The sequence below is a fragment of the Enterobacter sp. AN-K1 genome (genome assembly GCF_020971765.1).
GTDB lineage: Bacteria > Pseudomonadota > Gammaproteobacteria > Enterobacterales > Enterobacteriaceae > Enterobacter > Enterobacter hormaechei_C.
This window is the reverse complement of sequence record NZ_CP087390.1, coordinates 849,128-863,630: the sequence shown is the minus strand read 5'-3', so window position 1 is coordinate 863,630 and position 14,503 is coordinate 849,128. Positions and strand designations below refer to the sequence as shown.

Here is a 14,503-nt window from a genome sequence, read left to right as displayed (position 1 = left end):
AATCCTCTTTAAGCACCCGTCAGGCGACGAGCTGCTCCATAATACGTTGATACATGCGGGCCAGCAGTTGTAAATCGGCAGCGTTCACGCATTCATTGATTTTGTGAATCGTCGCGTTAACCGGACCCAGTTCGACAACCTGTGCGCCCATGCGGGCGATAAAGCGTCCGTCAGACGTGCCGCCCGTTGTCAGCAGCTGTGGCTTAATTTCATTATAGTGCGCAATGGCGTTCACCACCGCATCCACCAGTTTACCGCGCTGCGTCAGGAACGGCTGGCCAGACAGCCACCAGTCGAGGGTATAGCGCAGCTGATATTTCTCGAGCAGCGCAATCACGCGCGCTTTGATCATCTCGTCGGTCAGTTCGGTGCTGAAGCGGAAGTTAAACTGGACGAAGAGATCGCCGGGAATGACGTTGTTGCTGCCGGTGCCGGCCTTGATGTTGGCTATCTGCATGCTGGTTGGCGGGAAAAATTCGTTGCCTTTATCCCATTCAATGCCTACCAGTTCGTTCAGCATCGGCGCGGCGCGGTGTACCGGGTTATCCGCCAGGTGCGGATAGGCAACGTGGCCCTGCACGCCATGAATAGTCAAATTACAGGTCAGGGATCCACGGCGGCCATTTTTCACCACATCGCCCACCACTTCGGTGCTGGACGGTTCGCCCACCAGACAGTAGTCCAGACGTTCATTGCGCGCCATCAGGGCCTCAACGACCTTCACGGTGCCGTTGTGGGCGCTGGCTTCTTCATCGGAGGTAATCAAAAACGCAAGACGGTTTTTATGGTTCGGATGCTGGGCGACGAAACGCTCTGCCGCCACGACCATCGCAGCCAGAGAACCTTTCATGTCCGCAGCGCCGCGTCCGAAAAGCATGCCGTCGCGGATGGTCGGCTCAAAAGGCGGGTTGATCCAGCGGTCTGCGTCGCCTGCGGGAACTACGTCAGTATGTCCGGCAAACGCCAGCGTCTCTCCCTGACCGCGCCATGCCCAGAAGTTCTGCGTATCGCCAAAATCCATGTGCTCCACGGTAAAACCGATGGCACGCAGGCGCTCAATCATTAATGCCTGACAACCTGCGTCGTCCGGGCTAAGGGAAGGACGGCGAATAAGCTGCTGAGTCAGCTCAATGACCGGGCATGACATAGACTACACCTCAACGAATAAATCTGAATAAAGGGTTTCACTGAAACCCAGCAGCATAGGCTGACCTGGCTTGCAGAGCAATGGGCGTTTGATGATTGCCGGCATTTCAAGCATCAGTTTGGCTGCGCTGTCGGCGTCGTTGATCGTGGTCCGGAGAGATTCATCCAGTTTTCGCCAGGTGGTCCCGCGGGTATTCAGTAGCGCTTCCCACCCCAGTTCGTTGATGGCGGAATGGAGAAACGCGGGGTCAAGCCCGTCGGCACGGTAATCGTGGAAGCGATAGTCGATGTTGTGTGCTTCCAGCCAGCGGCGGGCTTTTTTAATCGTGTCGCAATTCTTAATGCCGTACATCACAACCATAGTGAATCCTTTTGTTCTTTTGTGGATTAAATGTTCAATATTTTCGAAGATATATCCTTAAGTGGAATATAACACATTCGGAATTTTTCGGGATTTACAATTCTCCATAATTCAACGAACAGCTGTAAGCTGAATAGTCTTTCATCTTTTAAGCATAGTTGTCCACCCTGTTTAAATTGCCAATAAACTCAGGGGGAAATTAAAAATGCTGTCATTTTTCCGACTATTTCAAAATATTGCTGTAGGTCACATAAAATTTACCCGACAACGCTCATAGTGATCCTAAACCTACCAGCACAGCGGGGCTCAATCACAGCAATCGGTTAAAGTGGCTTCACAATGATGATACGTTTTCGTAGAATGCGCATAATAATAAGAGAGGTTGTTATGATTGAACGTGAACTGGGGAACTGGAAAGATTTTATCGAAGGCATGCTTCGTAAATGAATTTCCGGTAAGAAATGCAAGAGCACTTAATTAACTAAAATAACCATAGTGTGAAAGAATCACACAATAAAAAGGCGGCCTGTAAAGCCGCCTTTTTTATTTCAACGTGTTATTCCGGCTTATCCTTCAGCGGGAAACGACGGCGTACCAGCACAAAGAACAGCGGTACGAAATAGATAGCCAGAATCGTCGCCGAAATCATTCCCCCCATAACGCCCGTTCCCACCGCGTGCTGGCTGCTGGAGCCTGCGCCGGAGCTGGTGGCCATCGGCAGGACGCCAAACACAAACGCCAGAGAAGTCATCAGGATCGGGCGCAGGCGCTGACGACAGGCGTGCAGCGTGGCGGCCATCAGTTCGTGACCTTTGGCATTCATCTCATTGGCAAATTCGACGATCAGAATGGCGTTTTTCGCCGACAATCCGATTACGGTGAGGAGTCCGACCTGGAAATAGACATCATTTTCCAGGCCGCGCATCCAGGTTGCCAGCAGCGCTCCGATGACCCCGAGAGGCACCACCAGCATCACCGAGAACGGCACTGACCAGCTTTCATACAGCGCCGCCAGACAGAGGAACACCACCAGCAGCGAAAGGGCATACAGGGCAGGCGCCTGAGCGCCGGAAAGCCGTTCCTGGTAGGACATCGCTGTCCACTCCAGGCCAAAGCCGGTCGGTAACTGCTGAACCAGTTTTTCCATAATGTCCATTGCGGTACCGGTACTGACGCCCGGCGCGGCTTCACCGACAATCTCCAGCGCCGAATAGCCGTTGTAACGCTCCAGACGCGGTGAACCGGTCTCCCAGCGTGACGTCGCAAACGCCGAGAACGGCACCATGCCGCCGGTGTTATTGCGCACATACCAGCGGTTGATATCGTCCGGCAGCATGCGGTATTTGGCGGCAGACTGAACGTAGACCTTCTTCACGCGGCCGCGATCCATAAAGTCATTCACGTAGCTTGAGCCCCATGCCGTTTGCAGGGTGTCGTTAATGTCGTCGATGGAGACGCCCAGCGCCTGCGCTTTACGCTGGTCAATATCCACCTGTAGCTGAGGGCTGTCATCCAGACCGTTATGACGAACGCGGGTAAGCTGCGGATCTTTCCCGGCCAGCTCCAGCAGCTTGTCGCGAGCAGCCATCAACGCGTCATGCCCGGCACCAGCGTGATCCTGAAGCTCCATATCAAACCCGGCTGAGCTGCCCAGGCCGCTGATGGCGGGCGGGCTGCTGGCGAAAACGCGCGCTTCCTTGATTTTGTTGAACGCTTTGGTTGCACGCTCAATGATGGCAAAGGAGGAGCCGGTATCGCTGTCGCGCTGGTCCCAGTCTTTCAGGCGCACAAACATACGCGCCACGTTCTGCCCGTTACCGCCAGGGCCAGAGCCGACGGTGGAGAAGACGGAGACCACGTTATCTTTCTCCTGAGTATGGAAGTAGTTCTCAACCTTCTGCACCACTTTCAGGGTCTGCTGCTGGGTCGAGCCGCTGGGTAACTGTACGGAGGTGATAAACATGCCGCGATCTTCCAGCGGCAGGAACGAGGTTGGCAGCCGCAGGAACAGGAAGACCATGCCGCCGAGCAGCAGAACATAAACCACCATCCAGCGTACGCTGCGGTGCAGAACTTTACCCACGCCCGCTTCATAGCGCGCCGCATTGCAGTTAAACATGCGGTTAAACCAGCCGAAGAAGCCTTTTTGACCGTGGTGTTCGCCCTTATGCAGCGGTTTCAGCAGCGTCGCGCACAGGGCAGGGGTAAGGAGCATCGCCACCAGTACGGAGAGCACCATTGCAGAAACGATGGTGATCGAGAACTGGCGATAAATCGCGCCCGTGGTGCCGCCAAAAAACGCCATCGGGATAAATACCGCCGACAGCACCATGGCGATACCGACCAGCGCGCCCTGAATCTGTCCCATCGATTTGCGCGTGGCCTCGCGGGGCGAAAGCCCTTCCTCGCTCATGATGCGCTCAACGTTTTCCACCACCACGATGGCATCATCCACCAGCAGGCCGATGGCCAGCACCATGGCGAACATGGTCAGAGTGTTGATGCTGTAACCGAAGGCATACAGCACCGCAAAGGTACCCAGCAGCACCACCGGCACCGCAATAGTGGGGATCAGCGTAGCGCGGAAGTTTTGCAGGAACAGGTACATCACGAGGAACACCAGCGCGATAGCTTCGAGCAGGGTTTTCACCACATCTTCGATGGAGGCTTTTACGAACGAGGTGGTTTCGTAGGCGACTTTGTACTCCAGTCCGTGCGGGAAGAAATGCGACAGCTCATCCAGACGCTCTAGCACCCGCTGCGCGGTCGCCATTTCGTTGGCGCCGGAGGCCAGTTTCACCCCCAGCCCGGACGCGGCATTGCCGTTAAAGCGGCTCAGGTAGTCATATTTTTCCGCCCCCATTTCCACGGTGGCGACATCCCCCAGACGCACTTCCGAACCGTCCTGATTCACGCGTAGCGTGATATTGCGGAACTGTTCAGGTGTCTGGAGCAGCGACTGGGAGTTGATGGTGGCGTTAAGCGCCTGGTTATCCACGGACGGGGTACCGCCGAGCTGCCCCACGGCAATCTGGGCGTTCTGCGATTCGATAGCGTCGGTGACATCTTTGGCGGTCATCTGCACGCTGTTCAGCTTGTTGGGATCCAGCCAGATACGCATGGAGTACTGCGAGCCGTAGGCGTCGATATCACCCACGCCGTTGATACGGCTGAGCGGGTCCTGAATATTACTGGCGACGTAGTCCGCGATGTCCTGCTTATCCATTGAGCCATCGGTTGAAACAAACGCGATGGTCAAAATATTGGTGTCACCGGTTTTACGCACGGTCACCCCCTGGTTCTGCACCGCCTGAGGCAGTTTACGCAGGGCCGATTGCAGCTGGTTTTGCACCTGCTGCACCGCTTCATCCGGATCCGTGCCCGCCGTAAAGCTCAGGGTTACCGTCGCCTGGCCCGTGGCGCTGCTCTGTGAGGACATGTACATCAGGTTATCGAGACCCGTCATGTTCTGCTCGATAACCTGGGTGACGGTATTTTCCAGCGTCTGTGCCGAGGCGCCAGGGTAGTTCGCCGTGATACGCACGTTGGGGGGCGCGAGGTCAGGGTATTGCTCAACAGGAAGGGACGTAATCGCCAGGACACCCGTCAGACACAACAGGATTGCAAGCACCCAGGCAAAAATGGGGCGATCGATGAAAAAATTCGCCATTAAAGTGTGACCTCGTTTTGCTGCACGTCATTATTGTTTATTGCCCGCCTAACTTTAGCGGTAAGGCCCAGGTCAAACGTGGAGAAATAAAGGAGATAATGTAAATTATCATGCGCTTTTTTCAGCGCGCCTTCTTTCTCGCTATTTTTCAGCCTGGGCCGCAGGCGTCTGGAACGTTACGCTGACCTGTGTCCCGCCCTGTGGCGGCTGAGAAAAGTGTAATGTCCCGCCGAGCCGTCCCGCGCGTTCGCGCATGATATTCAGCCCGTAATGCCCCGGCGGTTCACTGGCGTCGCCGATACCAATGCCGTTGTCGCGGATCGTGACCGTGTGAGTGCCGTCCGCGGTGGTGACGCAGCTGACCACAATCTCGCTCGCGTCGGCATGTTTAATCGCATTCAGCACTGCCTCACGCACAATCTGTAAGAGGTGCACCTGTTTTTGTGCGTCCAGCGCCAGCGATGAGAGACGGCAGTCGAGCACCAGCTTCGCGCGGGTCTGGCTTTGCAACCCGTCGAGAGACTCCTGTAGCGCGGCAGGAAGATTGGCGTGATTGAGCGTCAGGCGGAAGGTGGTGAGCAGCTCGCGTAGCTGATGCCAGGCATTATTCAGCTCGCGGGAGAAGTCCGTAATGATGGTCTGCGCCGGAGCATTGTCGCCCGGCACGGCATGCTTCAGCAGCGTAAGCTGAATACGCAAATAGGAGAGCACCTGCGCCAGCGAATCATGCAGCTCGCGCGCGATGGTGGCGCGCTCCTCCATCAGCAGCAGCTGCTGATAATGTTTCTGCGCCTGATTAAAATAGAGCCCCCGGCCCAGCATCGTCGCCACGCTTTCCATGAGCGGCAGCGGAACATCCCCGGTCGCGCTTTGCCAGCGCAGTTCGCCGTACAGGGTGTCCTGCATTAACACCGGTAAATTGTGCATTTTCTCGCCCGGGGACTCCTGTCCTTCGTAAAGCTGCCAGTCGTCACTGGTGCGCAATTGCAGGTAATTCATCTGCGTATAGTCATGCACAATCTGCAAAATATGCCGGAAGCAGTGGCTGTCTATCTGCCCGGTATTCAACGCCTGTGAGCATTTGAACAGCATTTCGAGCTGCTGATGCGCTTCATTCAGGTGGCGGGTTTTTTCAGCAACGGAGCGCTCAAGTGAACGGTACAGGGTGTGTAATTCCGCCGACATATGGTTGAAGGCGCGGGAAAGCTGGCCCAGCTCGTTGGGAAGCGTAGTATCCGGCGCGGGAGTGTCGAATTGCCCCTGTTCGATACGCTCGCTCGCCGCCACCAGATTATTCAGCGGCAGCACAACCTGACGGCGGATGCGCCGCAGGGTCACTACCGCCAGCAGCAGGATGCCCAGGCCGCCCGTCAGCGACATGAAAATCACCAGCTGAATTTTATGTTCGGTGTAGTGCTGTAGCGCCAGCACAAAGGCATCTATCCGGCCCACGAAATCCTCAATGTGGCTCTGATACCACCCGGTATCGCCGCTGGCGATGCGCGTGTCCATCTCCTGCCAGCCAAGGTGCAACTGCTGGTAACGCTGTTTGACGTCCTCTGGCACATACCAGCGGTTTAGCTTCTGCAACGCAGGCGCGCTCAGCGTTTTTTGCCAGACCGCGCGGTGCTCTGCCAGCGATGGGCCGGCGCGCTGCATTTCGTAGCCCAGGCGGTAGCTCTGCATACGCAGCGAGCCGGCGATGTTAATCGCCTCGGCGTCGCGCTGGCTGCTGGCGAGTGTGACCAGCGCAATGGCGCTGATCAGAACGGACAAGACAATCATCGAAAAGAAAGCCCGAGCCAGGCTTCCCGATACGGGGCGTTTAACGGTCACTCATCAGCTTCCTGAATTAAATTGATCTGCCACAGGTTCACTGGAAATAGTTCGGCTTCCTGGGCATTTGAACATTGCGTCGCCATGCCGCTGTGGGTAAATACGATAACAATAGAAAGAATAAGGTTATTGAACCAAAAACAGGTGTTGTTATGAATCGTTTTATTATGGCCAATGCGCAGCAGTGTATCGGTTGTCGCGCCTGCGAAGTTGCCTGTGTGATGGCGCACAACGGGGAACAGCACGCGCTGAGCGAGCGCCATTTTCATCCCCGCATTACGGTCCTTACTACTGGCTTGCGAAAAAGTCCCGTGACCTGCCACCACTGTGAAAATGCGCCCTGCGCGCAAAGCTGCCCGAACGGAGCCATCACGCAACACAACGACAGCGTACAGGTCAATCAACAAAAATGCATTGGCTGTAAAGCCTGCGTGGTGGCCTGTCCGTTTGGCACGATGGACATGCTGATCGCCCCGCTGGAAAACGACAGCGTAAAGGCCTCGGCGCACAAATGCGACCTCTGCCTGGAAAGGCCGCAAGGCCCGGCCTGCGTGGAAAACTGCCCGGCGGCGGTGCTTACGCTCGCCACCCCAGCCGTACTGGATAAGCTGGTTAAGCAGCGCCGACAGCGCAGCGCAAGGCTGGACGCGCTGCCGTGGCACAGCGAGGCGGTTCAGTCAGCCCCTCCGCAAACCAAACGGCAACAGATGCAAAACACCCCGGCGCGCGGTGAGCCGGATAAGCTCAGCCCCGAAGCACGCGCATACCATTTTAACGAGATCTACCTGCCGTTTCGCCCGGAACAGGCGCAGCGTGAGGCATCCCGGTGCCTGAAATGTGGCGAGCATAGCATTTGCGAGTGGACCTGCCCGCTGCATAACCACATTCCCCAGTGGATTGAGCGGATCGGGGCGGGGGATATCGTCGGTGCGGCTGAGCTTTCTCACCAGACTAACTGTTTACCGGAAATTACCGGCCGCGTCTGCCCACAGGATCGATTATGTGAAGGCGCCTGCACCCTGCGGGATGCGTCAGGGGCAGTAACCATCGGTAATATCGAACGGTATATCTCGGATCGGGCGCTGGCGATGGGCTGGACGCCGGACGTCAGCCACGTTAAGCCGGTCGGTAAGCGCGTCGCCATCATCGGCGCCGGTCCGGCAGGGCTGGCCTGCGCCGACGTGCTGGTGCGCAGCGGCGTCGGCGTGACGGTCTACGACCGCCATCCGGAAATCGGCGGATTGCTGACCTTTGGTATTCCGGCCTTCAAGCTGGATAAATCCCTGTTAGCGCGGCGCAGAGAGATATTCAGCGCGATGGGCATCCGCTTCGAGCTGAACTGCGAGGTGGGAAAAGACGTGTCGATGGCCCAACTGCAAAACGACTACGATGCCCTGTTCATCGGCGTAGGGACCTATCGTTCCATGAAAGCGGGTATCCCTCACGAAGACGCGCCGGGCGTGTACGACGCGCTGCCGTTTTTAGTGGCAAACACGCGGAACGTGATGGGCCTTGATCCTGCCGCAGACGAACCGTTTATCGACACACAGGGTTTAAACGTGGTGGTGCTCGGCGGGGGCGATACGGCGATGGACTGCGTGCGCACCGCGCTGCGGCATGGCGCGGCGAAAGTCACCTGCGCCTATCGGCGGGACGAGGCCAACATGCCGGGCTCAAAGAAAGAGGTTAAAAACGCGAAAGAAGAGGGCGCGGCGTTTGAATTTAATGTCCAGCCGGTTGAGCTCACGCTGGATACCGACGGGAAGGTTAACGGTATCCGGATGCTGCGCACCAGGCTGGGCGAGCCGGATGCGCAGGGGCGGCGGCGTCCTGTCCCGGTGGCGGGCAGTGAGTTTGTCATGCCAGCGGATGCGGTGATCATGGCGTTTGGTTTTAATCCGCACGCCATGCCGTGGCTTCAGGCGCAGGGCGTCGACACCGACGACTGGGGGCGCATCAGGGCCTCCGTGGAGAGCCGTTATCGCTACCAGACCTCGAATCCGCAGATTTTTGCTGGCGGTGATGCGGTACGCGGTGCGGATCTGGTGGTCACCGCGATGGCGGAAGGGCGCCATGCCGCGCAGGGGATCATGGACTGGCTTGGCGTGCCGCCGCGCAACTTGCATTAATGCAGACGGGCGACAAAGCGGGCATCACGGCGTAGTATAAACAGACTCATTTTGCCGTGGAGCCCGTATGTCCCTGAACATTACCGTTATTAAAGACAAAATCCTTTCTGAAAATTACTTTGTCCTGCGTAACATCACTTACGATCTCACCCGTAAGAACGGGGACGTCATTCGCCATAAACGCGAAGTCTACGACCGGGGCAATGGTGCAACCATCCTGCTGTATAACCGTGAAAAGCAAAGCGTGGTGCTGATCCGCCAGTTTCGCATCGCGACATGGGTCAATGGCAACGCGGACGGACGTCTGATTGAAACCTGTGCAGGTCTGCTTGATGACGATGAGCCGGAAGTGTGTATCCGCAAAGAAGCCATTGAGGAGACGGGTTTTGAAGTGGGTGCGGTGCAGAAAGTCTTTGAGCTGTTTATGTCCCCTGGCGGGGTTACCGAGCTGGTTCACTTCTTCATTGCGGAATATACCGATGCTCAGCGCACGCACCGGGGCGGCGGCGTGGACGATGAAGACATTGAAGTGCTGGAAATGCCTTTCGCTCAGGCTGTCGACATGGTGAAACGCGGTGAGATCCGCGACGGTAAAGCGGTGATCCTGTTGCAGTATCTGCAAACCAGCGGGCTGATGAATGCGGCGGCGGAAGCGCGATAAGTTGTATTTCAGATAAATCTATCCGATAAATCCGATTGAGCCAGCCCGCCCAGGGCACGAAGATACGCCCCAGATTGACCTATTCGTTTCCGGGGCTGTGCCGTTCATGCGCTACTGCGTTTATCTTCTCTTCTTCATTTGCGTGCTTCCCGCGCCTTTGGTGTGGGCTGCGCCTGCGCAGCAGTCTTTTTCAGACTGGCAGGTGACCTGCAATAACCAGAACTTCTGCGTAGCGCGCAATACCGGCGAGCATCGCGGTCTGGTCATGACGCTGAGCCGCAGTGCGGGGGCAAAAACGGACGCCAGCCTGCGCATCGATCTCGGCGGGCTTTCGGCGCCACCGGTGAAAGAGCCTGACATCGCCCCGCGCCTGCTGCTCGACAATGTGCCGCTTAAACTCACGTCGCAACACTGGCAGTTAGCCCCCTGGCATCTTAAAACAGACGATACGGCCACCATCACCACGTTTCTGAAAACCATTCAGGAAGGGCAGGCGCTGACCCTGCGCGGGGGGAAGCAGACAATTTCTCTGGCCGGTCTGAAAGCGGCGCTGCTGTTTATCGATGCCCAGCAAAAACGCGTCGGAAGTGAAACGGCGTGGATTAAAAAAGGGGATAGTCCACCGCTGAGCGTGCCGCCTGCGCCGGCATTAAAAAAGGTGGCGGTGGTGAACCCCACGCCAACGCCGCTGACGCATAACGAACTCAACGATCTGCTGGATTACGGTACCTGGCGCATGAACCACAGCCAGTGCTCTCTCGATCCGAACCGGCGTGAAGTGCGCGTGACCGCGCTGACCGATGACAAAGCGCTGATGATCATCAGCTGTGAGGCGGGGGCGTACAACACCGTCGACCTGGCGTGGCTGGTGTCGCGTAAAAAACCATTTTCGGCCAGGAGCGTGAGATTGCGCCTGCCGTTTACCCCTTCCAGCCAGAGTAGCGACATGGAGCTGATGAATGCCAGCTTCGACGAAAAAACGCGCGAGCTGACCACGCTGGCGCTGGGACGCGGGATTGGCGACTGTGGGATCCAGACCCGCTGGCGTTTTAACGGCCAGCGCTTCCGCCTGGTACGCTACGCGGAAGAGCCAAGCTGTGATAACTGGAATGGACCAGATGCCTGGCCCACGCTGTGGATCACAAGGTAGGGTTTTGCCGGGTGGCGCTGTCGCTTACCCGGCCTACTTTTTAGAACCGTAGGCCCGGTAAGGCGTAGCCGCCACCGGGCACGAGGGCATCACCGATCGCTCTTACGGAAAAAGTCGTTATACAGCATATACAAATGCGCCGCGCTCCAGGAGAAGTTAGGTGCGCCCTGCTGTGCTCCGGTCAGGGGGTTATAGTTCTCCTGAATCGGGCCGTCCGAGGTTAACCCTTTCGCATGCTTAAAGAAGGTTTCGGCGAGGGTTTGCGCCTGCTCACGATAGCCGTAACGTTCCATGCCTTTTAGTCCAAACCAGAACTGATCGACCCAGACCCGGCCGCGCCAGTATATGTCTGCGCCGAACGCCGGGTTTGTCAGCGCGGCGGTGCCGAGCGGTACCCAGGTATTGAACTCCTTCGGATCCAGCATCACCTTGACCACGGCATCCGCATGTTCCTGCGTCGCGGCACCGTTAAACAGCGGAGACCAGCCTTCCGGCCCTTTACCACGCTCGACGATAGGTTTGCCCGCACAGCCGTTCGCCAGCGGCTTATCCTCGATACGAATGTCATAGTAAAACCCGCTTTTCGCATCGAACATGCAGGTGTTGATATAGGTTGCGAGCTTATCTGCCAGCTGGCGATAGTGGCTGGCCTCCTGCTCTTTACCCAGCAGGCTCGCCATCTGCGCCAGATAGTGATTGTCGCTGTACATATAGCTTGCCTGGTCAACGGACTCCTGTAATAAGGAATACCCTAACAGATCGCCTTTTTTACTCCTGTTTTCGGCAAATTTAACCGTCCAGTCGCTGCGTTTCCCGCCGTTTTCAACGTACTTATCCAGCTGCGCTTTATCGATAAATCCGAATACGGCGGCATCATCGCGCCCGGACTCCCACGAGGCGGCCACCTGCGCGGGGATCTCCAGGCTGTCGTACTGGCCGTTATCGATTATCCGTGCGTAGTTATTCAGGCCGGAAAGCGACTCTTCTTTATCACCTTTTTTCACCGTGAACAGCATCTCGCCGGTAGCGGTGTTATGGGCCTTATCACGCGTCGCACCGTACTCCGGCACGCCGTTGCCGTTATGATCGCGGTTACGCAGCCACCAGTCGTGATAGGCAACCAGTTTTGGATACATCTCGGCAAGCCAGGCTTTATCCTGCGTGGTGTTATACACCTCCATCACCGACCATGCCGCCAGGCTCGGCTTGGTGTTACGCTCGTTCCAGTTACCGCCGTCGCCGCCTCGTTCCGGGCTCAGGTTCCAGGCGATTAAATCCGGCACAAATCCGGTATCCTGCGGGCGCACCGGATCGTCGGGTTTGATCTGCCAGGAGAAGACCGCGCGGATGTTCTCTTTGGCGATCTCCGGGTTGAAATGCGCCATGGCAAATGCCTGTTTCCAGGTGTCCCACGGCCAGGTCTGGTTGCCGGAGAACCAGCGTCCGGTTACGGAGGGCGTCACCGTGTTAAAACGCACCGCGCCGCCTGGCGAACGCCAGTTACCGTTCAACGTCTCGATGGCTTTCACCGCCACGCGCGTTTGTTCTGGAGTCGCGTGCGGGTTGGTTAACCCTTTTTGTAAATACCTCTCCCAGCGCGCTTGCGAGGCGGCCATAAAGTAGGCCGGACGCGCCAGAATGTCGCGGATCTGCGGCTGTTCACGCGCGACGTCATCGGCGTTCAGCAGATGGGAGTAGGTAGTGTACAGCGTGGTGCTGCCGGAAATCTGTGCCCGGCTGGTAAAGCGATGTCCGTCAACGGTGGTCTCGGCAGGAAGAGATCGGTGTAACTGATATTCGGAACTGCCGGAGGTGAGCAGATCCCAGGTGGAGCGTACCTTGCCGAAGGTCACCTTCAGGCCGTCGCGCGTGGCTACAATTTTACGCTGATAATCAGGATATGCGCTGTCGATGGTTTTATCCGAACGCGGCTTGCCCTCTTTGGCCTCCAGTTTTTCCAGCAGCTCGCCATCCCACACCAGCTCCAGCGGCGTTTTGCTGGTAATACGGGTTTCAAGCAGCGAAGTACGCGCAGAAGCAAAGCGCAGCGTCATCACGATCTGAACATCCCTGGCGCTCAGTTTCTGCACCAACGCGCCAGGGAGGCTGTAGGCTTCAAGGGTGAAATCCACTTTTTTGCCGTTCTGGTACACGGACAGGCGATCAAAATTCGTCGCCATAAAGTTGATGTACTCTTCGGTGAGCAGCGCTACGCCGGGAAATCCGCCCTGGGTCTGCGGCCCGTCCGGCAGCAAATGCCCATGCCAGGCACCCATATCAAAAAAGGGATTAAACCGCTGGTGGTCGTCGTAGTCGAAATCCTGCATGAAGAGCGGCGCGCCGGTACGGTTGATGACGTTTTTGAAGTCAGTTGCGGTGGCGGCGTGAGCCGAAAAACTGAGCGCCAGCGCGCAGGCCAGCGGCGTGAGGACGTATTTCATGGTGGTAGATCCTTTTTACCAGTAGAAGTATTGCATCAGGAAGACCTGATCGCTCGGGTCGCCGGAGGCATTTTTCATATAGAAGCGGCTGTCGGCAGCGGTGGCAAAACGCCCGCCGCCGTACTCGTACCAGATCCCGAACTGCATAAACGAGGTAGTTTCTTCATCCTCATCGTCCGGACGATGTTTCGCGTAGCTGTAAGCAGTGGAGAGATAAACGCCTTTCAGGGCTTCCACCATGGCGCTGACCATAAATCCGCTCTCCGTGCCGGAGACGTTCTGTCCATCTGCCCGTCCGGTATGATGCCACGCGCGTGCCGCCAGGTTGGGTGTCAAAACGCCTGTTAAAAAGAGCTGGCCTGTACCGTCGGTAATTTCAAGACCGTTCATCCAGGTGACATCTTTCATGATGTCGTACTGAATATAGCCATTCGCCATTGCCGGATAGGTATATTTGTCGTCATAACGATCGTATTTGCCGAAGTGCAGCCAGGCCTTGCTTTCGTCATGGTGACCCGCTGGCGTGGCGGTGACGCTATAGCGCAGGTTGCCGGAGAGGTTTTGCACCTTTAGTGCGTACAAGATGTCGCGGGTGTTGGGGATCACATAACCCAGATCCGGCGTAAAATCGCCCCACCATTGCAGGTCATCGAGAGACGAGTCCTGGCGCAGGCTGAGCATGATCTCGGTGCTGTTATCGGTTTTGTAACCGCCGTAGAAGCGGTTAATCCCACCTTCAAACCCGCCCCAGCTGTGATCGGGCACCCAGGCGTTGCCCTGATGATCCGCCTGTACGGTCCAGCCTTCGCCGTAAATCAGGCCGAACCAGTTCCCCTGTTTTATCTCCAGACCGCCCTCAATATAAGTGCCGTCGCTGTATTTATGTTTATCCTGACCTTCTAAATCCATATACCCACCGACGCCCATCTCGCCATAAAAACGAAATGACGGGGAGGTTATTGCCGGTGTTTTGGTATCGTCATGTTCAGCGGGCCGGGCATCTTCTGCGGCAATAGCAGGGCAGCAGAAAGAGAGGGCAGCGAGTGCCCAAAATGTTTTTTGTTTAATTTTCATAAACTCATCCCAATGAGATAAAATCCATGCCTTTT

General features: G+C 56.7%; 10 protein-coding genes. 4 read left to right on the top strand and 6 right to left on the bottom strand.

The window, feature by feature from the left end; genetic code table 11:
* Positions 1 to 19: 19 nt before the first annotated feature.
* Both dapE and LOC22_RS04090 read right to left on the bottom strand, forming a co-directional pair.
* Positions 20 to 1,147: a succinyl-diaminopimelate desuccinylase gene (dapE, locus tag LOC22_RS04095; RefSeq protein ID WP_017383496.1), complete on the bottom strand. Its 1,128-nt coding sequence runs from the start codon at positions 1,145 to 1,147 to the stop codon at positions 20 to 22.
* Positions 1,148 to 1,150: 3 nt separating this feature from the next.
* On the bottom strand, positions 1,151 to 1,507 hold the full coding sequence (locus LOC22_RS04090; RefSeq protein WP_032649036.1) for an ArsC family reductase: 357 nt from the start codon (positions 1,505 to 1,507) through the stop codon (positions 1,151 to 1,153).
* Positions 1,508 to 1,894: 387 nt separating this feature from the next.
* Between LOC22_RS04090 and ypfM the strand changes: the two genes are divergently transcribed.
* Positions 1,895 to 1,954, top strand: coding sequence for a protein YpfM (ypfM, locus tag LOC22_RS04085; RefSeq protein WP_015572204.1), 60 nt, complete (start codon positions 1,895 to 1,897; stop codon positions 1,952 to 1,954).
* Between the two features lie 109 nt (positions 1,955 to 2,063).
* On the opposite strand, the gene acrD is transcribed toward ypfM, so the two are convergent.
* Both acrD and narQ read right to left on the bottom strand, forming a co-directional pair.
* Positions 2,064 to 5,177 carry a multidrug efflux RND transporter permease AcrD gene (gene acrD, locus LOC22_RS04080; RefSeq protein ID WP_230239383.1) on the bottom strand — a complete coding sequence of 1,038 codons (3,114 nt, stop codon included), beginning with the start codon at positions 5,175 to 5,177 and terminating at the stop codon, positions 2,064 to 2,066.
* A gap of 141 nt (positions 5,178 to 5,318) precedes the next feature.
* Positions 5,319 to 7,013 (bottom strand): nitrate/nitrite two-component system sensor histidine kinase NarQ, encoded by a 1,695-nt coding sequence (gene narQ / locus LOC22_RS04075; RefSeq protein WP_032669410.1) that lies wholly within the window; start codon positions 7,011 to 7,013, stop codon positions 5,319 to 5,321.
* Between the two features lie 152 nt (positions 7,014 to 7,165).
* Between narQ and aegA the strand changes: the two genes are divergently transcribed.
* The 3 genes from aegA to LOC22_RS04060 all read left to right on the top strand — a co-directional run bounded on the left by aegA (position 7,166) and on the right by LOC22_RS04060 (position 10,953).
* Positions 7,166 to 9,142, top strand: a complete 1,977-nt coding sequence (gene aegA, locus LOC22_RS04070) for a formate-dependent uric acid utilization protein AegA (RefSeq protein ID WP_319023529.1) — start codon at positions 7,166 to 7,168, stop codon at positions 9,140 to 9,142.
* A gap of 67 nt (positions 9,143 to 9,209) precedes the next feature.
* Positions 9,210 to 9,803 carry a GDP-mannose pyrophosphatase NudK gene (gene nudK / locus LOC22_RS04065; RefSeq protein ID WP_017692952.1) on the top strand — a complete coding sequence of 198 codons (594 nt, stop codon included), beginning with the start codon at positions 9,210 to 9,212 and terminating at the stop codon, positions 9,801 to 9,803.
* 106 nt (positions 9,804 to 9,909) lie between these two features.
* On the top strand, positions 9,910 to 10,953 hold the full coding sequence (locus LOC22_RS04060) for a DUF1176 domain-containing protein (protein WP_023295117.1): 1,044 nt from the start codon (positions 9,910 to 9,912) through the stop codon (positions 10,951 to 10,953).
* 89 nt (positions 10,954 to 11,042) lie between these two features.
* Here LOC22_RS04060 and ygjK read toward each other — a convergent pair whose 3' ends face one another.
* Positions 11,043 to 13,394 (bottom strand): alpha-glucosidase, encoded by a 2,352-nt coding sequence (ygjK, locus tag LOC22_RS04055; RefSeq protein ID WP_150326051.1) that lies wholly within the window; start codon positions 13,392 to 13,394, stop codon positions 11,043 to 11,045.
* A gap of 15 nt (positions 13,395 to 13,409) precedes the next feature.
* On the bottom strand, positions 13,410 to 14,468 hold the full coding sequence (gene ygjJ, locus LOC22_RS04050; protein ID WP_230239382.1) for a protein YgjJ: 1,059 nt from the start codon (positions 14,466 to 14,468) through the stop codon (positions 13,410 to 13,412).
* Positions 14,469 to 14,503 lie beyond the last annotated feature (35 nt).

Bases quoted from the DNA above. Each gene is read 5' to 3' on its own strand.
- dapE (WP_017383496.1), bottom strand. From the start codon at position 1,147: ATGTCATGCCCGGTCATTGAGCTGACTCAGCAGCTTATTCGCCGTCCT.
- LOC22_RS04090 (WP_032649036.1), bottom strand. From the start codon at position 1,507: ATGGTTGTGATGTACGGCATTAAGAATTGCGACACGATTAAAAAAGCC.
- acrD (WP_230239383.1), bottom strand. From the start codon at position 5,177: ATGGCGAATTTTTTCATCGATCGCCCCATTTTTGCCTGGGTGCTTGCA.
- aegA (WP_319023529.1), top strand. From the start codon at position 7,166: ATGAATCGTTTTATTATGGCCAATGCGCAGCAGTGTATCGGTTGTCGC.
- nudK (WP_017692952.1), top strand. From the start codon at position 9,210: ATGTCCCTGAACATTACCGTTATTAAAGACAAAATCCTTTCTGAAAAT.
- LOC22_RS04060 (WP_023295117.1), top strand. From the start codon at position 9,910: ATGCGCTACTGCGTTTATCTTCTCTTCTTCATTTGCGTGCTTCCCGCG.
- ygjK (WP_150326051.1), bottom strand. From the start codon at position 13,394: ATGAAATACGTCCTCACGCCGCTGGCCTGCGCGCTGGCGCTCAGTTTT.
- ygjJ (WP_230239382.1), bottom strand. From the start codon at position 14,468: ATGAAAATTAAACAAAAAACATTTTGGGCACTCGCTGCCCTCTCTTTC.